This is a genomic window from Oceanibacterium hippocampi (genome assembly GCF_900172325.1).
Taxonomy (GTDB): Bacteria; Pseudomonadota; Alphaproteobacteria; order Sneathiellales; family Sneathiellaceae; genus Oceanibacterium; species Oceanibacterium hippocampi.
On sequence record NZ_FWFR01000003.1, the window covers coordinates 1 to 21,914 of the forward strand.

Consider the following 21,914-nt stretch of genomic DNA (forward strand, 5'->3'; position numbering starts at 1 on the left):
AAAGAGCGCCTCTCCAGAACCGCCTCAGCGGCCCCGCCTCGCCGCAACCCGCCAGCCCCGAAAGACCACCGCGTCGCTGCGAGGCCCGGCTTATACGAACCCTGCCAAACCCTGTCAACAGGCTTTCACCCGCGATCTGCGGAAGGCAGCGATTGTACTGCCCGAAGGTCCGTTGATCAAGTTTGGAAACACGACTTCGCGTCGCGGCCGGAGCGCTGATATGCCCCCGCGCCGATTCCATTGCAAGCAAATTCGTCAGGATAATTCGCGATTTGTCGAAACGCGGGCGGTCGGTCAGGATCGGCAACGGGGTCCGACTGGCGTATTCTTGGGCCCCGCAGGCAGCGTAGGGGGCGAAGGCATGGCAATACCCACCATTGGACTGGCACTCGGCAGTGGCGTCGCCCACGGCTGGGCGCATATCGGCGTTCTCGAGCGGCTCGAGGAACTGGGCATCAAGCCGGACGTTGTCGCCGGGACCTCGATCGGCGCACTCGTCGGCGGCGTCTACCTGGCAGGCGAGCTGGATACCCTGAAGAAATGGGCGCTCAGCCTGAGCCGATCCGGCATGCTTCGCTATTTCGACCTGCAGTTTTCAGGCGGCGGCCTGATCGGCGGCCGGCGGCTTGCGAAACTGCTGAACGAATCGCTCGGCGACAAGCCTTTCGAGAAACTCGGCAAGCCCTTCATCGCGATCGCCACCGAACTTGCCACCGGGCACGAGATCTGGATTCGCCGCGGCGACCTGGTGCAGGCGATCACCGCCTCCTACGCGTTGCCCGGTTTCTTCCCGCCGGTCCAGGTCGACGGGCGCTGGCTGGTCGACGGCGCCTTGACCAACCCGGTCCCGGTTTCGGTCTGTCGGGCGCTCGGCGCCCGGCTCGTCATCGCGGTCAATCTCAACGCCGACTTCTTCGGCCGTTCAAGCCACGCAGCCCGTGAAAGCACGCTGACCGACTGGCAGTCGGCAAGCATGCCGGTCTTCACCGGCGATCCGGTCAACGCGATCCGCAAACGCCTGTTCAAGGGCACCGGCGATACGCCCAGCCTGTTCGGGGTGATGGTGAATGCCCTCGACATCGTGCAGGACCGGCTGAGCCGCTCCCGCCTCGCCGGCGATCCCCCGGACGTGGTGGTGGCGCCACGTCTCGGTGATTTCGGCCTGCTCGACTTCGAGCACGCGGAAGCCATGATGCTTCGTGGGCGCGAATCCGTCGACCGGGCGCTGCCGGCGCTCAATCAGGCACTCGCCGTGCTGGCCTGACCGGGAGAGTTCAGGCGGTGATATATTCGCGAAGCGCTCTGGCCTCGTTCTCGATCTCGTCGATGCGATTCTTGACCACGTCGCCGATCGAGATCATGCCGGCCAGCCGGGCGCCATCGAGGACCGGCAGATGGCGGATCCGAGAGGCCGTCATCTGCGACATCACCGCGTCGATGCTGTCTTCCGGGGCGCAGGTGATGACGTCGACCGTCATGTGCTCGGAAACCTTGTGTTCGAGACAGGGCGCGCCGGCGCCCGCGACCGCGCGAACGATGTCGCGCTCGGACAGGACCCCGGCGATCCGCTCTGCCTTCATCACGAGCAGGGCACCGATCTTCCGTTCGGCGAGAATGGCCGCGGCCGCGGCGAGGGACTCGTCCGGCCCGATGGAAAGGACGTCGCCGCCCTTGCGATTGAGAATGTCGAGAACCTTCATGGTCTACTCCCAACCTGTCTGTGCGTTGCCTCCGCTTGCTTCAAGTGTCCCTAATTTGCCGGCCCGAAGCAAGGCGATCGCGGCCGCCCCGTTACGCGCGGGAAACTGCCGATGAACAGGACCGTGCGCCAGGAGAGCCCGCGGCAGGCAAGGATCCGCCCCCTGCACCGCCGCCGCGACGGCCCGGGGCTGCGTCACCTGGCCGGCCATATCGGGTTTATCGCGGCGAGCGGCCTTGCCGTCACTCTGGCGCGGGACAGCCTCTGGCTGCTGCCGGCGCTGTTCGTTCACGGCACCCTGCTGGTGTTCCTGTTCGCGCCACTGCACGAGACGATCCACCGGACCGCCTTCCGCAGTCGCTGGCTGAACGAGGCGGTCGCCCACGCCGCCGGTTTCGTGCTGATCCTGCCGCCGCGCTATTTCCGCGCCTTCCATTTCGCCCACCACCGCTTCACCCAGGACGCCGCGCGCGACCCCGAGGCGCCCGGCCCGGTCCTGCCGTCGCGGGCCGCCTATCTCTGGCGCCTGACCGGCGTGCCCTACTGGATCTCGGCGGTTTCCGTGCTCGCGGGGCATGCGATCGGACGGGTTCCGGAAGCCTTCGTCACCGACCGCGCACGCCCCGGAATCGTCAGCGAGGCGCGGATCTACCTCGTGCTCTATGCGGCCGTCCTCCTCGTCCCGGGCGTGGCCGGGACAGCCTGGCTCTACTGGCTCGCGCCGGTCCTGCTCGGCCAGCCGATGCTGAGACTCTTCCTGATGGCGGAGCATGGCGGCCTGCCGCTCGTCCCGGAGATGCTGGTCAATTCGCGCAGCATCGACAGCAACGCGGCGATCCGCGCGCTCGGCTGGAACATGTCCTACCATGCCGAACATCACGGCTGGCCCGGCGTTCCCTGGCACAGCCTGCCCGCGCTCCGGCACGAAGTGGAGGATAATCTCCAGAACAGGACGAGCGGCTATATCGCGGTCCACCGGGACCTCTGGCGCAAGGCCGGCCGACCAGTCTGAGGGTCAGTCGCGCGGCCGGCGGCGCGCCCGTCGGGCCGGCCCTTCGCTGTCGTCGCCGTCACCGGTCTCGCTGTCGTCGTCATCGGCGCCGTCGTCATCGTCAGCGCCGGCGCGGGCTATCACGATGGTGACCTCGCCCCGGCCCTGCTTCTCGGCATAAGCCTCGGCGAGCGCGCCCAGCCGCCCGGCTTCGACCCGCTCGAACTTCTTCGTCAGTTCGAAGCAGAGCGCCGCCTCCCGGTCGCCCAGCACCTCGTGCGCGAGGGCCAGGAAGCGGCCGACGCGATAGGGCGATTCGAAGAAGACGATGGCGCCCGGAAACTCGCCGGCGGCGGCGAACAGCTTGCGGATCCGCCCCGGGCGTCGCGGCGGGAACCCGAAGAAGGCATAGGAGGCGATCGGGAAGCCGGACGCGACCAGCGCCGTCGTCACCGCGCTCGCCCCCGGGACGACCTCGATCCGGTGCCCGGCCTCGCGCACCGCGGTGACCGCACGCTGACCCGGGTCGCTGACCCCCGGCGAGCCGGCGTCGGTGACCAGTGCGACCGAGCCGCCTTCGGCGAGGATGCCGAGAATGCGGTGAACCGCCCGGTCCTCGTTATGGGCATGGCAGGAAAAGAGATGGTCGGGCGCCGGCACCTCGTAGGCCGACAGCAGCTTGCGCGTGACGCGGACATCCTCGCAGGCGAGGCCCGCGACCTCCTTCAGGACGCGGAGCGCACGTGCGGACAGGTCTTCCAGGTTGCCGATCGGGGTGGCGACCACGTAGAAGGTCGGCCCTTCGGGCTCCTCCGGGGTTTCGCGCTTGCGGGATTTCTTGCTCATTCCCGACGTTAGAGCGCGATAGGGCGGCCCAAGGCAAGGGCCGGCGTCACCGCGCGCCGGCGATCAGGCGAACAGGTTGAGCAGGCCGCCCGATGAATCGACCGTCTGCGTGCCGGAATCGCTGGCCAGGAGGAATCGCTGGATCAGCTTGTCCAGTTCCTTCGGGTCCTGGAGTTTCGCGATATCGAAGGCGCGGTCGATATAGCCGGCCTGGGTCTCGACGCTCTGCAGGGCCATTTCGCGCGGCAGATTGAAGGTAACGGTAAAGACCTCGCGCAGGGTCGGGCTGGCAAGGATCTGGAAGGTGTTCTTGACCGTCGTGCCCTGTTCCTTGAGGAACATCGCGGCACTCAGCGCGGGATTCTGTTCCTCGATCTCGGCGTTGCGGACGCCTTCGACATACTGATCGATGACGGAGGCATTGATCGGCAGCGCGATCCGGCCCTTGCTGCCGAAGTCGAACATCTCGCGAAAGGCCGTCCAGCGGGCATCGTCGAGCTGCTTCACCGCCGACTTCGGATTCTCGGGATCTTCCCGCAGGATGCGCTGTGCAAGGCCGATCTTGTCAGTTTCGCTGCCGAGGCCCGCGGCGACCATCGCGAATCGCATGAGCCGGGAATCGGAGGAGAAGCGCTCGAGCGTGATGTAGCTCTGCCTCTTGTCGGCATTCGCTGCCTCGGTCGCGGCATCGTTCTTGGCGCCGACATACTTGTCGATCAGGCCGACGACGAAATCCCGGTCGCGAATCCGGTTCGTCCCGTAGTCGGAGAAGTTCATGTCCTTGTTGAGCGCCTGCCAGTTCGGCCCGAGGGCCTTCACGGGCGACGTGCCGTCGAGCTGCGAATCCTTGAACACCATGTCGATCAGGAACTGCTTGTCGAACTTGGTCTTGAGTTCGCCATCCTCGACATATTGTGTCTTGTCGGTCTTGTCCGCGAGGCCATAGGCGGTCATCGCGAAGGAAACGAGGCGCTCGTCCGCCAGGAAATCATCGACATTCTGGATCAGCGGCAGCTTCGAGCGGAAATAGCTGATCTCGCGCTTGACCCGGAAATCGTCGCTGAGATCGATCGCCGGCGTCTCCGTCGCGACCGGCAGCCGCTGGGTGAAATAGGAGATCTCGGATTTCAACGTAGGGCTGTTCCGCAGCGCCTCGACCTGCTGGTCACCCTGCTTCTGGACATAGTCGTAGGCGACCAAGGCCGGCATCGAGCCCATCGCGCTGAGACCGGGGAGGATCATCGAAACCGCTCCATCTCGCGGCTGGATTGCCGCATCGGGCAGTATCGCGGCCGCCCGGTTAAGGAGCCGTTAAGAGAGTATGAACGCGAAGGCCACCGATTGCCCCTTCACCTCTGCCCCACGGTGGCTAGTCTATGGCCAACGAAACTCAGGGAATGAAACCGATGACCGATCCGCTGCTCTACACCCAGTCCGGCCATGTCGTGACGCTGACGCTCAACCGGCCGGAAGAGCGGAACGCGCTTTCCGACGATGCGATGTTCGACGCCATCGAGGATGCCTGCCGCCGCATCAATCGCGACAATACCGTTCGCGCGGTCGTGCTGACCGGCGCGGGCAAGTCCTTCTGCGCCGGCGGCAACGTCAAGCATATGCGCGACCGCGAGGGGCTGTTCGGCGGCAACCCGGCGGAGATCCGGGAATCCTATCGTCGCGGCATCCAGCGCGTGCCTCTGGCGATCTACGAGCTCGACGTGCCGACGATCGCGGCCGTGAACGGCGCGGCAATCGGCGCCGGCTGCGACCTCGCCTGCATGTGCGACATCCGCATCGCCGCAGACAGCGCGGTCTTCGCGGAGAGTTTCGTCAAGCTCGGCATCATTCCCGGCGACGGCGGCGCCTGGCTGCTGCCGCGCGCCATCGGCATGAGCCGGGCGGCGGAGATGGCCTTCACCGGCGACATGATCGACGCCCGGACGGCACTGGAGTACGGCCTCGTCTCCCGCGTCGTAGCGCCGGACGAACTGCTCCAGGATGCGACGGCGCTGGCCAACAGGATTGCCGCGAATCCGCCCGAGGCACTTCGCCTCACCAAGCGGCTGCTGCGCGAAGGCCAGCACATGCGGCTTTCGACGTTGCTGGAGATGTCGGCCGGTTACCAGGCGTTGGCGCATCACACCGACAACCATCACGAGGCGATCACCGCCTTCTTCGAGAAGCGGCCCGGCAACTTCAAGCCATGAACGGACCGGTGACCGGGGCGGAAAGCGGGCGCGACGCGCTCGCCGACCGCTTCCGGCGCTTCGCGACGATCGAGTGCCCCGGCATATCGCCGCTCTACGCCCGCCTGGCGATGGCCGCGGCCGACAATCACCTGGCCCTCGACTTGGCCGGACAGCGCCAGCCCGGCCAGCCGCCGGCCAATATCCTGCTCGGCGCGGTGCATTTCCTGCTGCAGGAAGGGATCGACCACCCGCTCCGCCGTTTCTACCCGGATCTCGATGACGACCCGCCCGGCACAGGCGATGTCGGGCCCGCACTGGACGACTTCCTGCACCGGCACCAGGCCCGGATCTCGGCCATCGTCACCCGGCGCATCGTCGGGACCAACGAAGTCCGCCGCGCAGCACCGCTGCGCCCGGCCCTGCAGATGGCAGGGCACGTCCTCGCGCAGGCCGCGCCGGATCGGGCGCCGACACTGGTCGAGTTCGGGGCCAGTGCCGGCCTCCTGCTCGGCTTCGACGCCTATGGCTACGACTACGGCGACGGCGCCCGGTACGGCCCCGCGGATGCGACGGTGACCTTGCGCTCCGCCTTGCGAGGGTCGCTGCCCGCGGCACTCGCGCTGCCCATGCCGCGCTTCGCGAACCGGCTCGGGCTCGAACTCAATCCGCTCGACATCCGCGACCCGGAGGACCGGGCCTGGCTGCGCGCCCTGGTCTGGCCGGAACAGCGGGAGCGGTTCGCTTTGCTCGACGCGGCACTCGACCATGCCCGTCGCAATCCGCCCGAGATTCGCGTCGGCGACGGGCTCGAGCTGCTGCCCCGGCTCGCCGACGAGCTGCCGGCCAGCGTGCCGCTCTGTCTCTATCACTCCTTCGTGCTCTACCAGTTGCCCGAGACGGCCCGGCAACGGTTCCGGGAAATCCTGGGGGCACTGTCCCGCGACCGCCCGGTCGCCGAGGTCGGCTTCGAATGGGACGGCCGGGAAGCGGCCCGGCTCAGCCTCCGTATCCATGATGCGGGACGCTGTCTGGACGACAGGGAACTCGCCCGCGCCGGCGCCCATGGCGAATGGCTGGAATGGCTGGGCGATGGGGCGCCCGAAGCGGCCGACACAAACACCGAGGAACCATGATGACGCTGAATTTCGACGAAGACGATGTCGCCCGGCTGCTCGACTACGCGGCGCTGATCCCGGCGATGGAGCGGGCGCTTGCCGCCTTCTCGGCCGGCCAGGTCACGCAGCCGCCACGCATGGTGATCCCGGTGGAGCGCCATGCCGGCTTCTTTCTTTCGATGCCGGCGCTGGCTGAGGACGCCATGGGCATCAAGATCGTCAATGTCTATCCGGAGAACGCGGCCCGCGACCTGCCGACCCATCTGGCGACGGTGCTGCTTTACCGGCCCGAGACCGGCGAGCATCTGGCGACCTTCTCCGGCGGCCTGATCACCGAGATGCGGACCGCCGCGGTGTCCGCCGCCGCGACCCGGGCGCTCGCCCGGCCGGACGCCGAGGTGCTGGCCGTTCTCGGTAGCGGCGTGCAGGCGGAAGCCCATGTCCATGCCCTCCGCCATGTCGGCAACTATCGCGAGATCCGCCTCTGGAGCCGGAACCAGGCCAAGGCCGAGCGTCTTGCCGAGAAAGTTGGCGGCCGGGCAATGTCGGCCGAGCAGGCGGTCCGGGATGCGGACGTGGTCGTCACCGCGACGGCGTCGGACGAACCGATCCTGATGGGCGAGTGGCTGAAGCCAGGCGCCCATGTCAACGCGGTCGGCTGGCACGGCCAGGATTCGCGGGAGCTCGACGACCGGGCGATGGAGAATATCGTCATCGTCGATTCCCGCGAGGCCGCGCAGGACGGCTGCGGCGACGTGCGGCTTTCGGGCGCGACGGTCGACGCGGAACTCGGCGAGGTCATCGCCGGCACCGTCAGGATTGACCGGGCGTCGACCACGATCTTCGAATCGGTCGGCCTGTCGATCGAGGACATCGCCGCCGCCAAGCTGATCTACGATCGCCACCAGGCAGCGGGCTGAGCCCCGCCTCAGCCCACGTCGAGGACCACCACGAGATCGTGGGCGTCGACGCGGCTGCCCGGTCCCCGGACTACTTCGGTCACTTCGCCGTCGGCCTCGGCATAGATCGCGGTTTCCATCTTCATCGCCTCGATGGTGAACAGCCGGTCGCCACGGGCCACCTTGTCACCTTCGCGGACAGCCATGGTGACGACCATGCCCGGCATCGGCGCACCGATCTGGCCCGGATCGGTCTCGTCCGCCTTGCGATGGCGCTCGACACTTGATGCGGCATGCCGGTCGGCGACCTTCACCGCGCGCGGCTGCCCGTTGAGCTCGAAGAAGACCGTCCGCATCCCCTCCTCGTCCGGCTCGCTCGCGGCTAGGTAATTGATGATCATGGTGACGCCGCGCTCGAGTTCGAGATTGACCGGCTCGCCGTCCTCCGGGCCGTAGAAGAAGAGCGGCGTCGGCAGCACCGACACATCGCCGTAATCGCGGCGGTGCCGGGCATATTCAAGGTAGACAGCCGGATACATCAGGTAGCTGGCGAGATCGTTATCGGCGATCTCGCGACCGAGTTCCTTCTGGAGCGCCTTCCGCTCGGCCTCCAGGTCGGCCGCCTTCAGGGTCGCGCCAGGTCGGGTCTCGAGCGGCGTCTCGCCCTTCAGGATCTTCCGCTGCAGAGCCTCGGGGAACCCGCCGTAGGGCTGCCCCAGGTCGCCCCGGAACAGTTCGATGACCGATTCGGGAAAGGCGATGTCCCGTTCCGGATCCTCGACATCGTCGGCCGTGATCCCGTTCGAGACCATGAAGAGCGCCATGTCGCCCACCACCTTGGAGCTCGGCGTCACCTTCACGATGTCGCCGAACAGCCGGTTCACCTCGGCATAGGCGGCCTCGACCTCGGGCCAGTGCTTCTCCAGGCCAAGGGAACGGGCCTGCTCCCGCAGGTTGGTATACTGCCCGCCCGGCATGCCATGCTCGAACACGCTCGCGGCGCCGGACCGCATGTCGCTTTCGAAGGGCAGGTAATAGCGCCGCACGTCTTCCCAGTAATGCGCCATCTGGCGGAGCGCCGGTCGCGACAGTCCCGGATCGCGGGGATCGCCACGCAGCGCCTCCGAGATCGAGCCGAGATTGCCCTGGCTGGTCAGCCCGCTCATCGAATCGACCGCCGCGTCGGCGGCATCGACACCGGCTTCCGCCGCGGCGAGGACGCTGGCGACCGCGACCGCGCTGGTATCATGGGTGTGGAAATGGATCGGGATCCCGACCTCGTCCTTCAGGGCCCGGACCAGGCGCCCGGCCGCTGCCGGCTTGCAGACGCCGGCCATGTCCTTGATACCGAGGATATGGGCGCCGGCCGCCTCAAGCTCCTTGGCCATGCTGACGTAATAAGCGAGGTCGTACTTGCTTCCCGGCTCGAGGAGATCGCCGGTATAGCAGATCGCCGCCTCGCAAAGCTTGCCGCTCTCGGCCACCGCATCCATGGCGACCCGCATGTTCTCGACCCAGTTGAGCGAATCGAACACCCGAAAGACGTCGATCCCGGCCGCGGCCGCCTGGGCCACGAAGAAGCGCACGACATTGTCCGGATAGTTCTTGTAGCCGACGCCGTTGGCGCCGCGGAGCAGCATCTGCAGCAGAACATTCGGCACCGCCTCGCGCAGTCCGGCCAGGCGCTCCCAGGGGTCTTCCTTCAGGAACCGCATGGCGACGTCGAAGGTCGCCCCGCCCCAGCATTCCAGCGAGAAGAGTTCCGGCATCAGCGCCGCGTAATGGGGCGCGACACGGAGCATGTCGTAGCTCCGCATCCGCGTCGCCAGCAGCGACTGGTGGGCGTCGCGCATCGTCGTGTCGGTGAGCAGCAGCCGCTTCTCGGCCAGCATCCAATCTGCGAAGCCCTTCTGGCCGAGCGCGTCGAAGCGCTGTTTCGTGCCGTCGGGCGCGGCCGGCGCGCCGTCCGGGAGGCGCGGCAGGCGCGGTTCCGGCAGCGATCCCGGCAGGTTCCGGCCCTCGACCTCGGGGTTGCCGTTGACCGCGGTCTCGCCAACGAAGGTCAGCAGGCGGGTCGCCCGGTCGCGCCGGGCCGGCGGTTCGAACAGTTCCGGCGTCTCGTCGATGAAGCGCGTCGTGTAATCGAAGTTCCGGAATTTCGGATGACCGATCAGGGTTTCCAGGAACAGCAGGTTGGTCGCCACGCCGCGGATGCGGAATTCGCGGAGCGCCCGGCCCATGCGGGCGATTGCCTCGTCCGGCGAGGGCGCCCAGGCGGTCACCTTCTCCAGCAGTGAATCGTAAAAGGGCGTGATCAGCGCGCCGGAATAGGCGGTCCCGCCGTCGAGGCGGATGCCGAAGCCGGTGGCGCCGCGATAGGCGCTGATCCGGCCATAGTCGGGCACGAACTTGTTCTGCGGATCCTCTGTCGTAATGCGGCATTGCAGGGCATGACCGTTGAGCCGGATGCCCGCCTGCTCGGGCACGCCGCTGCCGGGCTCGCCGATCCGGGCGCCGCCAGCGATGCGGATCTGTGCCTTCACGATGTCGATGCCGGTAACCTCCTCGGTCACCGTATGCTCGACCTGGACGCGCGGATTGACCTCGATGAAATAAAAGGCGCCGCTGTCGGCATCCATCAGGTACTCGACCGTGCCGGCATTGCGATAACCGGCGGCTTCGGCGAGCCGGACAGCGGAGGCGCAGAGCGCGTTCCGGGTCTCGTCGTCGAGGTAGGGCGCCGGCGCCCGTTCCACGACCTTCTGGTAACGGCGCTGCATCGAGCAGTCGCGCTCATACAGATGGACGACCTGTCCGGCGGCGTCGGCAATGACCTGCACTTCGACGTGACGGGCGCGACGGACCAGTTTCTCAAGGAACACCTCGTCCCGGCCGAAAGCCGCGCGCGATTCGCGCCGGCCGGCCTCTGCGGCGTGGAGCAGTTCGTCCTCGCTCTCGATCACGCGCATGCCGCGGCCGCCGCCGCCCCAGCTTGCCTTGAGCATCAGCGGGTAGCCGATGTCGCGGGCGATGCGGCGCACTTCATCCTCGTCCCCGGGCAGGGCCCCGCTGGCCGGCACCACCGGCACGCCGGCCCGTTCGGCCAGGGCACGGGCCGCCACCTTCGAGCCCAGTTCCTCCATCACCTCGGGGGGCGGGCCGACAAAGGCGATCCCGGCTGCCGCGCAGGCGCGGGCGAAATCCGGATTCTCGGACAGGAAACCGTAGCCCGGGTGGATCACGTCGACGCCCGCCTGGCGGGCGACCCGGATAATCTCGTCGATGTCGAGATAGGCCTTTACCGGATCGCCGCCCTGGCCGACCTCGAAGCTCTGGTCGGCCTTGAAGCGATGCAGCGCGAAGCGGTCCTCGCGGCTGTAGATCGCCACCGTCTCCATGCCGAGCTCGGACGCGGCGCGAAAGATGCGGATCGCGATCTCGCTGCGATTCGCCGCCAGCAGCTTGCGAAACGGTGTTCCGTTTGATGACGGCATCGCGGTCTCCCCTTCCCCCTCATGGAAGGGCGGAGACTACGACGGCAGGGTCCGCGAGGAAACGTCGAATTCGGCATATGCGAATCGTTCGCAAACTTTTTCGAGCCCGGTTGACAGCGTCGATCCAGGCATTATATGCACTGCACAACATCAATTAATCAACGGGTTATAACGCTGATTATTGGCATTATAGAATTTACGCCCCTGTCCAACCGGAGATTTGTTACGCCATGAAGACCATCGGAGATCGCGTCCCTGACGTCACCTTCCGTACCCGTGCCAACGGCGAGTGGAAGAATGTCACGACCGCCGACCTGTTCGCCGGCAAGACCGTCGTGCTGTTCGCCCTGCCGGGCGCCTTCACGCCGACCTGCTCGTCGACCCATCTGCCGGGCTACCTGACCCGGGGCGACGCGTTGCGCGAGGCCGGCGTCGACGAGATCCTGTGCCTGTCGGTCAACGACAGCTTCGTGATGAACGCCTGGGCCAAGGACCAGGGCATCGACGACGAGATCGTCATGGTGCCGGACGGCAACGGCGAGTTCAGCGAAGGAATGGGCATGCTCGTCGACAAGCAGGACCTCGGCTTCGGCAAGCGTTCCTGGCGCTACTCGATGCTGGTCCGCGACGGCGTGATCGAGAAGATCTTCGCCGAGGACCGCAACGCGGCAGGCGACCCCTTCAAGGTCAGCGATGTCGAGACCATGCTCGGTTACCTGAAGGGCAAGAAGGCAGCCGCCTGATCGCCCCTCCCCTCTAGGATAACCGAACGCGAGATGCCGCGGCCGTGCGCCGCGGCATTTCTGCGTTCCGGGCCCGCATCCAAATTTATTTTTTTGGCGTGGCGTCACGAAACCGCCACTTTCCCGCGCATTCTCTCGCACCGTGCGTTGACGGCGCTTGGCGCTGTCATATTTCGCACTTGCGTGATACACAAAATCCCGCGGCCCGATGAACCGCAATTTCCGATGTCAGCCGCTAAGGCGCACGACGATAGCCAGCGACCCCCGTCGCGTTAAACTCTCGTCAACCATACGGGATTAGGTTCATCGCAACCACTCTGCCGATCCGGGGGAAAACGCAGAGCAGATAGTCGGGCCGCCAGTCCCGTATTTATGTGACCATTTTTTCGTGTGATCTGACAGCATGACGCGACCCGGAACCAATCTTCTGACGCAAACCCTCGCGGTTTGCCGACGCACATTCGTGTTCGTCGGCCTCTTCAGCATGGCCATCAATATCCTGATGCTGAGCGTGCCGATCTACATGATGCAGATTTTCGACCGCGCCCTGACCAGCGGCAGCAAGGAAACCCTGATCGTGCTCACGATCATGGCGATCGCCGCGGTCCTGACGCTCGCGCTGATGGAGCTGGTACGCTCCAAGATCATGGTGCGGGTCAGTTCCTGGCTCGAGGATGTGCTCGGCCCGGAAGCGCTCGAACGCTCCATCGGCTCGACGCTTCGCGGCCGCTTCTACCGCACCGAATCGCTGCAGGACATCGCCAACATCCGCAACCTCCTGGGCGGCGCGGCGATCTTCTCGCTGTTCGACGCCCCCTGGGTGCCGGTGTATCTGCTGGTGATCTTCCTGCTCCATCCTTGGCTCGGGGTGGTCGCCCTGGGCGGCGCGGTGCTGCTGTTCGCGCTCGCGATCGTCAACGAGAAGATCACCAACCGGCCGCTGCGCGACGCCAGCATGATGGCGCTGACGGCGAACCGCCGGGCGGAAATGACCACGCGCAACGCCGAAGCTGTCGACGCGATGGGCATGGCGCAGAGCCTGATCGACCGCTGGGCGATCGAGAACAAGGCCGTGCTGTCGCTGCAGCGCGAGGCCTCCGACCGCGCCGGCATCATCGTCTCGATGACCAAGTTCTTCCGACTCGCGATCCAGGTCGGCATCCTCGGCCTCGGCGCCTACCTGGCGATGGAGCAGGTCCTGACCCCCGGCGGCATGATCGCCGCCTCGATCATTCTCGGCCGCGCCCTGCAGCCGGTCGAACAGGCGATCGGCACCTGGCGCCAGGTGATCGGTGCCCGCGCCTCGCTGCGCCGGCTGAAAGGCTTCTTCGATGAGGGCGGCCTGCGGCAGAAATCGATGCCGCTGCCGGAGCCGGAAGGCTATCTCACGGTCGAGAAGGTCTCGTTCGTTCCGCCGGGTGGCGAGAAGCCGATCCTGCGCAACATCTCCTTCGCCGCCTCGCCGGGCGAGGCGCTGGCGATCGTCGGACCGTCCGCGGCAGGAAAATCCACGCTGGCCCGGCTGATCGTCGGCAGTTGGCAGCCGACCTCGGGGGTCGTCCGTCTCGATTTCGCCGATATCTTCCGCTGGAGCCGGGAAAATGTCGGCCGCTTCATCGGCTATCTGCCGCAGGACGTCGAACTGTTCGGCGGCACCGTCCGCGACAATATCGCGCGCATGCGCGACGTGCCGCCGGAAGACATCGTGAAGGCGGCCCAGATGGCCGGCGTGCACGAGATGATCCTGCGCCTGCCGAAGGGTTACGAAACCGAAATCGGTGAAAGCGGCACCGTGCTCTCGGCTGGCCAGCGGCAGCGTATCGCGCTGGCCCGTGCCCTGCTCGGCGAGCCGCGCCTCGTCGTTCTCGACGAGCCGAACAGCAATCTCGACAGCGAGGGCGAACAGGCGCTCGCGACAGCGATCCGCTCGCTCAAGAACCAGGGCGCCAATGTCATCATCATTGCCCACCGGCAGAGCGTCCTGACCCATGTCGACCGGATCCTCGTGCTCCGCAACGGCACCGTCGACCTGATCGGCACCAAGGAAGAAGTGCTGGCGCAGATCCGCCAGCCGAAGGAAGCGCCGAAACCCGAGAAGGGTGATCCGCGCATGGTCCGCCGCCAGCCGGGCGGCCGCCCGGCGCTGAAGAGCGGCCGTAGTGTTCCCGCAACCCGGAGTACCGGGAAATGAGCCTGACAACGATGACAGACGGCGAAACCCGCCCGGCGATCAGCGACGGCGCAACCCCCGGGCCGGCAACGACACGGCCGGAACCGGAGAAGGCGCCGAATGCCCGCGGCCCGATCCTCGCCGGGCTGGTGATACTGCTCATATTCTTCGGCGGATTCGCCGCCTGGTCATACTTCCTGCCGCTCTCCAGCGCCGCGGTCGCGCCGGGCTCGGTCCGGGTCGCCGACAACAGCAAGACGGTGCAGCATCTGGAAGGCGGCATCATCGAAGAGATTCTGGTGCGCGAGGGCGACGTGGTCTCGCGGAACGACCCGCTGATCCGCCTCGACACCACCCAGGCCCGCGCCTCGTGGAGTTCCGCGCGCAGCAAGCTGAACGCGCTCCGCGCCCAGGAGGCCCGCGTGATCGCCGAGCGCGACCGGCTGGAGAAGCCGGTCTATCCGGACTGGCTGAGCAGCCAGCGCGCCGACAGTCCGGAAGTGGCCGAGATCCTGTCCGGCCAGGACGCGATCTTCGCGACCCGGCAGCGTGCCTTCGAAGGCCAGCTTGAAATCCTCAATGAACGGGTCGGCCAGCTCGACGCGCAAATCGACGGGCTGCGCGCCCAGGAAAAGTCGATGATCGAGCAGACCAACCTGATCAAGGAAGAGATCCAGGCGGTCAGCGGGCTCGTCAAGAAGGGCCTCGCGCCGAAGCCGCGGCTTCTCGCGCTGCAGCGCCAGGCGGCGGAGTTCGGTGGTCGCCTCGGCGAGTATCGCGGCCGTATCGCCCAGGCGAAGGAGGCGATCGGCGAGACCGACCTGCAGATTCTCGACCTGAGGAACCAGCGCGACAGCGAGATCGCCGAAACTCTCCGTGCCTTGCAGACCGACATATCGAGCGAGGAAGAGCGGCTCGCTTCCGCCGAGGACATCCTGAAGCGCCAGGTCATCCTGGCGCCGGAATCCGGCGTTGTCGCCAACCTGCGCTTCTACACCACGGGCGGTGTGATCCGTCCCGGCGAGGCAGTCCTCGATCTCGTGCCGCAGGAGGAGAATCTCATCATCGAAGCGGAGGTCAATCCGGTCGATATCGATGTCGTCTCGGTCGGACTGCCGGCGAAAGTCCGTCTCACCTCGTTCGACCAGCGCACGACGCCGACACTCAAGGGCACGGTCACTTTCGTCTCGGCGGACTCGCTGCAGAAGGAGCGGACCGGGCAGATCTATTACAAGGCGCGGGTGGAAATCGATCCGGGGCAGCTCGAACTGCTGAAGGATGCGCGGCTCTATCCCGGCATGCCCGCGGAAACGATGATCGTGACGGGCGAGCAGACCCTGTTCGATTACCTGATCGGGCCGCTCAAGCGCAGCTTCGACCGCTCGCTTCGGGAGAACTGATCCCGGCCGGCAATCAGCCGTCGGCCGGGTCGCTCTCCGGCTCGGCCGCGCCGGCGTCGCAACGGCGCAGGCGGATGATGCCCTTCGCCGTTTCCGGATCGACGACCTTGCCCTTTCTGAGAAACTCGATGCGCCCGGAACGCGCCAGGTGAAGCGCCTCCTGCTTGACCGGCCCGAGGTAGCGCCGCCAGGCCTCGTGCTCACGCGCCTTCTTGCGGGTTGCGATGACGATCGCGATGTCACGGGGGGCCAGCGACCCGCCATCGGCCAGGGCATCGAGGATGCAATCGGCAATGGAAAGCGGCTTGCCGTCCTCGGCGGGGGCGTTCTTCACGGTCATGGGGCTTGCTCGGGGCTGGAAAGCGGTCGGGTCGTTCGCGGGGCCGGCGTCACCGCGTCAGGCCCCTTCCCGCGGACATATCACAAACGATCCCTTCCGGCAGCGGCTTCTTGCGCGTCCGATCGCGTCAGCGCCCCTGTTCGGGTCCGTCAGTCCCCGGACAACATGAACAGGGCACCGACGATCAGCATCCACATGGCCGTGCTGGAATAGATCCAGAAGATTAGCGTCTGCCGGGTGCTCCAGGTTGTCTCCGACGCGTCACGCGCGTCCGGCGCGGCGTGCGTCGCATTGATCGCCGAATTGACCATAGTCCGCATTACGACTCCAACTCCCCGTAACCTCAACGAGCCAGAGAGACAGCATGACGGGAATGGTCCGGTCAGCGGTGTGTCAATTAAAGGATATGCAAATGCGAGATACCAACGCAAGTGCAGCATTCCGGCCGCTGCAAGCCGCCGGAACGGGCGTCCGTCAGCGCGCGCCGTCGGGCCAGAGAATGACGCGAATCGTCTGCATCAGGACCAGGATGTCGAGAAACAGGCTGTAATTCTTGATGTAGTAGAGGTCGTACTGAAGCTTCTGCCGGGCGTCTTCCGTGGAGGCGCCGTAGGGATAATTCAGCTGGGCCCAGCCGCTGATGCCCGGCTTCACCTGATGGCGCTCGTTGTAATAGGGGATGGTCTGGCAGAGCTCCTGCACGAAGAAGGGCCGTTCCGGGCGCGGCCCGATGAAGCTCATGTGACCGAGCAGGACGTTGAAGATCTGCGGAATCTCGTCGATCCGGGTCTTGCGGATGAAGCGGCCGATGCGGGTGACCCGGGGGTCGCCCTCGGCCGCCCAGCGCGGCCCGTCCTTCTCGGCATCGCTCCGCATCGAGCGGAACTTGTACAGGTCGAAGGTCTGGCCGCGGAGGCCTACCCGCTCCTGCCTGTAGATGACACCGCCCGGGCTCTCCAGCTTGATCAGGATCGCGGTGAGGATCAGTACCGGCAGACTGAAGACCAGCAGCAACAGGCTGACCACGACGTCGAACACACGCTTGGAAATGCCCTGCGCCCGGCCGCCGGTGAAGCCCTCCGAGAAGATGATCCAGCTCGGGTTGAGCGTCCCGAGATCGACCTTGCCGGTCTCGCGCTCCCAGAAACCGGAGCATTCCGAAATGCGGATATGGTCGGCCTTGCAGGCAAGAAGGTCGGTCATCGGCAGGCCGCCGCGCCGTTCCTCGACGGCGACGACGATCTCCTCGATGCCGTGTTGCCGGCAATAGTCCGACAGCGAATTGATGCCGCGCACCACGCGGTCCTCGGGCACCTTCACCGCCTTGCCCGATTCGGCGACATAGGCAACGACGGAGAAGGCCGGGCTCTTGGCGCCGGCTTCGAGCTCGGCGATGCGCGCGGCCTGCGGGCCGGCCCCGAGCACCAGGATGCGGCTCTTGAAGGTCAACAGACCGGTGACCCGCAGATAGATGAAACGGGCCAGCATGATGCCGCCGAACGACACGAGCAGCGCGAGCGCCACGACACCGCGACCGAAGGTCAGCGCCGGCCAGAGATAGAGCGCCATCGACAGGAGCACGAAGGCGAGCGCGAAGGCGGTCAGCAGACGCATGAAGGTCGTCCGCATGTTCCGCGACAGTTCGCGATGATAGAGGCCGACCGCGATCATCATCGACATGAAGATCGCGGTAAACACCGTCGCTTCCGACAGATAGGCGAAGAACGTGATGTGGATCTGCTTGAAGCCGAGCCAAATCAGGCTGATCGACAGGAACAGGCTGACATAGAGGATCAGCCCTTCCACCAGCCCGAGATAGAACAGCGAGCGGGAAACGTAGTGACCGAATATTCTCACCGTTGCCTCATTTGCCCCCGGGGATACCCCGGCAACGCTTCGTGTTGCGAGCACGGACGACGCGCGCAGATTGTTCGCCCCGCGGCCCCGTCCCGCCGTGCCACATACCGGGCAGTCTGCCCCGATTGCAGTCGGCACTCTGTAACGCGGGTCACCAAAGCGGCCGATTTCATGGCACGGCTACCAACCCGCAGAATTACCGGCGTCGGCTCATGCGCGCTTACATCCGCCATGACCGGCGACCCGCGCCTACTCAACCATCGCCCGCGTTAATTTCACGTTAAATGCGAATTAACGATCCAAGGGTCGATATCGAAAGACACTTTCCCGGTGCCGTCACGCGTGGTCCAGGGAAGCGACGGTGCGCTCCCGCCGGGCTGTTTACCAAACATTAACCAAGAACGGTCAACAATTGCACCGCATTCGCGAGAAATCAGGGATATGACATGGATTCCTTCCTGACGACCGACAGCATCGAGAAGCATGGGCTGAAGATTCGCAGCGCGAAGCCGCTCCCGCTGCGGAGCGCGCTGGCGATCTGGCTGATAACGTCGATCGTGGGATGGGGTTCCCTTATCCTACTGGCGTTCTGACGATCTGCGGACTGCAACTTCCTGAACTGCTGCACACGGGGAAGCCGCGTCACGGGTGACGCGGCTTCTTCGCGTTCTACCCCCGCGCCCGGGGAATCAGACGGCCCCCCACGCATGTCTCTATCGACAAGGGGAATGTCATTTTGTAGTATAGCTTCAACGGCCAACCACAAAATGTTGATAAGACACGTGGCATTCCCAGCGCATCGACATCAGGGTCCGGTGATCCGGACCGGCAGCAGAAGCTGACATGGCCGGCGGGCCCCAGCGCGATGCCCCGCGATCGACAATGATCGATGGCCAAACCGATCCCGAACAACTCGACCGTACCAGCGCCGTGGCGATCTGGTTTTTCGCCTCGACGCTCGGCTGGTCTCTCCTGCTCGGCGGTCTTTGGCTCGTCTTCTAGGCGCGCGCGCACTAGAATAAGACGCGGTCGAGTAGCCGGCGTCACGTCGAAATGACAACGCGCGCGCTTATATTCCCCCTGTCGGCGTGGTCAAACCGATCGATTACCCGCATTTAATGGAATATTCACCGGCCGGCGACAATTTGAGATATTCGAGGCGCATGGTCGAAAGCCGATTCTCCGCGTCGACAACAGGGTGACTGACAGCATGACAGCCGAAGACTGGTTCCAGCCTGCTCTCGACAGCATTTCCGCCCTCGGCTTCTCGATTTACGATTTCGTCATTCTGGCGCTCGCGTTCGTCGGTCTGGTTTTCTATTTCATCAGCGTCCTGCCTGGCAGCGCCCGCCAACTGGCGACCCGCCGCGAAACGATCGAGCGGCTCCATCGCTTCGCCTCGAAGATGCAGGAGGACGGCGGCGCGGCGACGACCGCGCTCCGTCACTGCTTCGGCGCCGGAAACCAGCACGAGGCCGTGACCTATCTTCGCACCGTCCAGTCCCTGCCCGGCATCGACGAGCGGGCCCCGACGCCCCTGGCCACGGCCGACCGGGCCGAGACCCATTTCCTGCCCGTCCGGATCGTGATCTCGTTCGCCCGCGAACTTGCCTTCTCGCTGGCACTCGGGCTGCTCGGGCTCAGCCTCCTCTCGGTGCTTGCCGGGACCTATCTCGGCGGCACCGATTCAGGTTACCGGATTCACGCGGTCTCGATCGCCGCGCCGGCCCTTGCCGCCCTGCTCGTCTTCCTTCCCGCCCAGGCGCTCTACACCGCGCAGAGCAGGGCCCTCGCCCGCATGTGCGCCCTGCTCGACGAACTCTTCCTCGTGCCGGCGAACGTGCTGTTCTCCAACGAGATGATCGCCACCATCGAGAATGCCAGCCGCGCGCAGCAGGAGGCGCTCGACGCGACGAAGGTCGACATCCAGCGGGCCATCGCGAGTGGCCGCAAGGCGGTTTCCAAGCTTCTCACCGAACGCGAGAGCGCGATCGGCAAGGTGATCGCCGAAGCCGTGACCGCATCGTTGCGGGTTCCGTCCGAACGACTGGCCCAGTCCGCCGCCGAGCTCGGCCGCGAACAGAGCGACAGCGTCCGCGACATGACGCAGGAGGTTCTCCGCCTGTTCTCCGCCGAGCTTCCGGCGATCGAGGAAAAGCGCATGGAGGATGTGGCCCGGCTCATGAGCGGCACCCTCAAGGTCGTCGAGAAGCTCCGTGAATCGGTCGATACCCTCACCGTGCGGCTCGAAGGCGAAATCGCCACCGACGTGTCCGCCTCGATCGAGAGCCTGTCCGCGCGGGTCAGCGAGATCATCGCAAGCGAAACCGGCGAACTGGTCCAGCGGCTGCGGGAAGACGGCAACGACGAAGTCCGCGCCGGCGCCCGCATCATCGAGGAAGCGGCCGGCGCACTCGCCGCCGCCACCGCCGACCTGCGCGGCGCGGTCGACCGGGCGAGCCGGATACCGGCGCCGCGCGCGACACCGGTCGAGGCCGATCATGTCCGCGACGGCATGGCCAAGGCATCGCGCGAGATCGCCAAGCTGCTCGGCGATTTCGAGAACGAGACCAGCCGGCTCGCCAAGGGCCGGACGACTATCGAGACCTAGCGCCGCCGCGGCATCGGGCAGCAAGCCGAGCTCCGCCGCGTCCGGATTCAGTCATTCGGGGGAAGATACCTAATCATGCCAATCGACCGGCGGCACATCCATCCCGCCCTGCTTTCGGGCGGGTCCGGAACGCGACTCTGGCCCATGTCGCGCTCGCTGTTCCCGAAACAGTTGCTGAACCTGACGAGCGACCGCAGCATGCTGCAGGAGACCGCGCTCCGCATGCCGGGCGGTGCCGGCTATGCGCCGCCACTAGTCATCTGCAACCAGGAGCACCGCTTCACCATCGCCGAACAGATGCGCGCGCTCGGCACCGAGCCTGCCGCCATCGTGCTCGAGCCGGTCGGCCGCAACACCGCGCCGGCGGCCACGGTCGCGGCGCTGATGACCCAGGCGCGCGATCCTGACGGCATCGTCGTGCTGCTGCCGGCGGACGGCGCGATCCGGGATGTCGAAGCCTTCCGCGCCGCCGTCGACATCGCCGCCGAGGTCGCCGCCGACGATCTGCTGGTGACCTTCGGCGTCCGTCCTCACGAGGCCCATACGGGCTATGGCTATATCTGCCGGGGTGACGCGCTCGAGGGACGGGACGGTGCCTTCCGGGTCGCCCGCTTCGTCGAGAAGCCCGATCGCGCCACCGCGGAAGGCTACCTCGCGGACGGACGCTATCTCTGGAACAGCGGCATCTTCGCCTACCGGGCCGGCACGTTCCTGGCCGAGATCGAGCGACTGCAGCCGGACATGCTGGCCGCCTGCCGGGAGGCCGTGGCAGCGGCCGAGAAGGACCTCGACTTCACCCGCCTCGAGCCCGAAGCCTTCAAGCGCTCGCCCTCGGATTCGATCGACTATGCGGTGATGGAACATACCGCCCGCGCGGCCGTCGTCCCGGTCGATTTCGGCTGGAGCGACGTCGGCTCATGGGATGCGCTGTGGGCGCTGGGCGACAAGGACGACGCCGGCAATCACCTGGAGGGCGACGTCATCATCCAGGACGTGCGGAATTCCTATATCCGTTCGGAGAAGTCGATGGTCGCGGCCATCGGGCTCGACAACATCGTCATCGTCGAGACGCCGGACGCGTTGCTGGTCGCCGACCGGCGCCAGTCCCAGGCGGTCAAGGAGATCGTCGACCGGTTGAAGGCGAGCGGCCGCGAGGAACATGCCTCGCATGTCCGGCATTATCGTCCGTGGGGGTTCTACGAAACGATCGACGCCGGCGACCGCTTCCAGGTCAAGCATCTGATGGTCAAGCCGGGCGGCCGGCTCAGCCTGCAGATGCATCACCACCGGGCCGAGCACTGGATCGTCGTCAAGGGCACCGCGCGGGTGACCCGGGGCGAGGAGGAGATGCTGCTGAGCGAGAACCAGTCGACCTACATCTCCATCGGCATGACCCATCGCCTTGAGAATCCGGGGCGCCTGCCGCTCGAACTGATCGAGGTGCAGTCGGGCAGCTACCTGGGCGAGGATGACATCGTCCGCCTGGAAGACGTCTACAACCGGACCCCCGACGAAACCCGCTGATCGCGAAACCGCCGGGTCAGCGCCTGGACCGGTGTCCCG

At 66.1% G+C, this 21,914-nt stretch carries 18 protein-coding genes and 1 pseudogene; 11 read left to right on the forward strand and 8 right to left on the reverse strand.

Annotated features, from left to right (window positions below; genetic code table 11):
• A partial coding sequence (locus tag OCH7691_RS23530; RefSeq protein WP_217808071.1) for a hypothetical protein occupies positions 1-307 on the reverse strand: 307 nt, incomplete at its 3' end.
• Between the two features lie 54 nt (positions 308-361).
• Between OCH7691_RS23530 and OCH7691_RS15475 the strand changes: the two genes are divergently transcribed.
• Positions 362-1,264: a patatin-like phospholipase family protein gene (locus OCH7691_RS15475; protein ID WP_085884502.1), complete on the forward strand. Its 903-nt coding sequence runs from the start codon at positions 362-364 to the stop codon at positions 1,262-1,264.
• Positions 1,265-1,274: 10 nt separating this feature from the next.
• Here the strand turns inward: OCH7691_RS15475 and OCH7691_RS15480 are convergent, their stop codons facing one another.
• Positions 1,275-1,700, reverse strand: a complete 426-nt coding sequence (locus tag OCH7691_RS15480) for a CBS domain-containing protein (RefSeq protein WP_085884503.1) — start codon at positions 1,698-1,700, stop codon at positions 1,275-1,277.
• A gap of 111 nt (positions 1,701-1,811) precedes the next feature.
• Between OCH7691_RS15480 and OCH7691_RS15485 the strand changes: the two genes are divergently transcribed.
• Positions 1,812-2,711, forward strand: a complete 900-nt coding sequence (locus tag OCH7691_RS15485; protein WP_085884504.1) for a fatty acid desaturase — start codon at positions 1,812-1,814, stop codon at positions 2,709-2,711.
• Positions 2,712-2,714: 3 nt separating this feature from the next.
• Here the strand turns inward: OCH7691_RS15485 and rsmI are convergent, their stop codons facing one another.
• Positions 2,715-3,536, reverse strand: a complete 822-nt coding sequence (gene rsmI / locus OCH7691_RS15490; RefSeq protein WP_085884505.1) for a 16S rRNA (cytidine(1402)-2'-O)-methyltransferase — start codon at positions 3,534-3,536, stop codon at positions 2,715-2,717.
• 63 nt (positions 3,537-3,599) lie between these two features.
• Positions 3,600-4,778: a DUF1217 domain-containing protein gene (locus OCH7691_RS15495; protein WP_085884506.1), complete on the reverse strand. Its 1,179-nt coding sequence runs from the start codon at positions 4,776-4,778 to the stop codon at positions 3,600-3,602.
• Between the two features lie 164 nt (positions 4,779-4,942).
• On the opposite strand from OCH7691_RS15495, the gene OCH7691_RS15500 reads away from it, so the two are divergent.
• Genes OCH7691_RS15500 through OCH7691_RS15510 form a run of 3 tightly spaced genes read left to right on the forward strand, consistent with a single transcriptional unit; the run spans position 4,943 to position 7,757 of the window.
• A complete protein-coding gene (locus OCH7691_RS15500) occupies positions 4,943-5,740 on the forward strand; it encodes a crotonase/enoyl-CoA hydratase family protein (RefSeq protein ID WP_085885122.1) in 798 nt (265 codons plus the stop codon).
• Positions 5,737-6,855, forward strand: a complete 1,119-nt coding sequence (locus OCH7691_RS15505) for a DUF2332 domain-containing protein (protein WP_085884507.1) — start codon at positions 5,737-5,739, stop codon at positions 6,853-6,855. Before OCH7691_RS15500 ends, OCH7691_RS15505 begins: the two co-directional genes overlap by 4 nt.
• Positions 6,855-7,757 carry an ornithine cyclodeaminase family protein gene (locus OCH7691_RS15510; RefSeq protein WP_085885123.1) on the forward strand — a complete coding sequence of 301 codons (903 nt, stop codon included), beginning with the start codon at positions 6,855-6,857 and terminating at the stop codon, positions 7,755-7,757. The genes OCH7691_RS15505 and OCH7691_RS15510 overlap by 1 nt, the downstream gene beginning before the upstream one ends.
• A gap of 8 nt (positions 7,758-7,765) precedes the next feature.
• On the opposite strand, the gene OCH7691_RS15515 is transcribed toward OCH7691_RS15510, so the two are convergent.
• On the reverse strand, positions 7,766-11,230 hold the full coding sequence (locus OCH7691_RS15515; RefSeq protein WP_085884508.1) for a pyruvate carboxylase: 3,465 nt from the start codon (positions 11,228-11,230) through the stop codon (positions 7,766-7,768).
• A 230-nt stretch (positions 11,231-11,460) separates the two neighbouring features.
• Between OCH7691_RS15515 and OCH7691_RS15520 the strand changes: the two are divergent.
• From OCH7691_RS15520 to OCH7691_RS15530, 3 genes and pseudogenes are all read left to right on the forward strand, one after another.
• Positions 11,461-11,949: pseudogene (locus tag OCH7691_RS15520) on the forward strand (peroxiredoxin); the annotation flags it as partial.
• Between the two features lie 427 nt (positions 11,950-12,376).
• Positions 12,377-14,164: a type I secretion system permease/ATPase gene (locus tag OCH7691_RS15525; RefSeq protein ID WP_085884510.1), complete on the forward strand. Its 1,788-nt coding sequence runs from the start codon at positions 12,377-12,379 to the stop codon at positions 14,162-14,164.
• Positions 14,161-15,543, forward strand: coding sequence for an HlyD family type I secretion periplasmic adaptor subunit (locus tag OCH7691_RS15530; protein ID WP_085884511.1), 1,383 nt, complete (start codon positions 14,161-14,163; stop codon positions 15,541-15,543). The genes OCH7691_RS15525 and OCH7691_RS15530 overlap by 4 nt, the downstream gene beginning before the upstream one ends.
• A gap of 13 nt (positions 15,544-15,556) precedes the next feature.
• On the opposite strand, the gene OCH7691_RS15535 is transcribed toward OCH7691_RS15530, so the two are convergent.
• The 3 genes from OCH7691_RS15535 to OCH7691_RS15540 all read right to left on the reverse strand — a co-directional run bounded on the left by OCH7691_RS15535 (position 15,557) and on the right by OCH7691_RS15540 (position 17,740).
• Positions 15,557-15,883, reverse strand: a complete 327-nt coding sequence (locus OCH7691_RS15535; protein WP_085884512.1) for a DUF3253 domain-containing protein — start codon at positions 15,881-15,883, stop codon at positions 15,557-15,559.
• A gap of 149 nt (positions 15,884-16,032) precedes the next feature.
• Positions 16,033-16,203 (reverse strand): hypothetical protein, encoded by a 171-nt coding sequence (locus OCH7691_RS23350; RefSeq protein ID WP_176245089.1) that lies wholly within the window; start codon positions 16,201-16,203, stop codon positions 16,033-16,035.
• 154 nt (positions 16,204-16,357) lie between these two features.
• Positions 16,358-17,740, reverse strand: coding sequence for a TIGR03013 family XrtA/PEP-CTERM system glycosyltransferase (locus OCH7691_RS15540; protein ID WP_085884513.1), 1,383 nt, complete (start codon positions 17,738-17,740; stop codon positions 16,358-16,360).
• Positions 17,741-18,186: 446 nt separating this feature from the next.
• Here OCH7691_RS15540 and OCH7691_RS23355 point away from each other — a divergent pair, with 446 nt between their 5' ends.
• The 3 genes from OCH7691_RS23355 to OCH7691_RS15550 all read left to right on the forward strand — a co-directional run bounded on the left by OCH7691_RS23355 (position 18,187) and on the right by OCH7691_RS15550 (position 21,875).
• Complete coding sequence (locus OCH7691_RS23355; RefSeq protein ID WP_176245090.1) at positions 18,187-18,333, forward strand: hypothetical protein; 147 nt, start codon at positions 18,187-18,189, stop codon at positions 18,331-18,333.
• Between the two features lie 617 nt (positions 18,334-18,950).
• Positions 18,951-20,351, forward strand: coding sequence for a hypothetical protein (locus OCH7691_RS15545; RefSeq protein ID WP_085884514.1), 1,401 nt, complete (start codon positions 18,951-18,953; stop codon positions 20,349-20,351).
• 75 nt (positions 20,352-20,426) lie between these two features.
• Positions 20,427-21,875 carry a mannose-1-phosphate guanylyltransferase/mannose-6-phosphate isomerase gene (locus OCH7691_RS15550; protein WP_085884515.1) on the forward strand — a complete coding sequence of 483 codons (1,449 nt, stop codon included), beginning with the start codon at positions 20,427-20,429 and terminating at the stop codon, positions 21,873-21,875.
• The last annotated feature ends 39 nt before the right edge of the window (positions 21,876-21,914 follow it).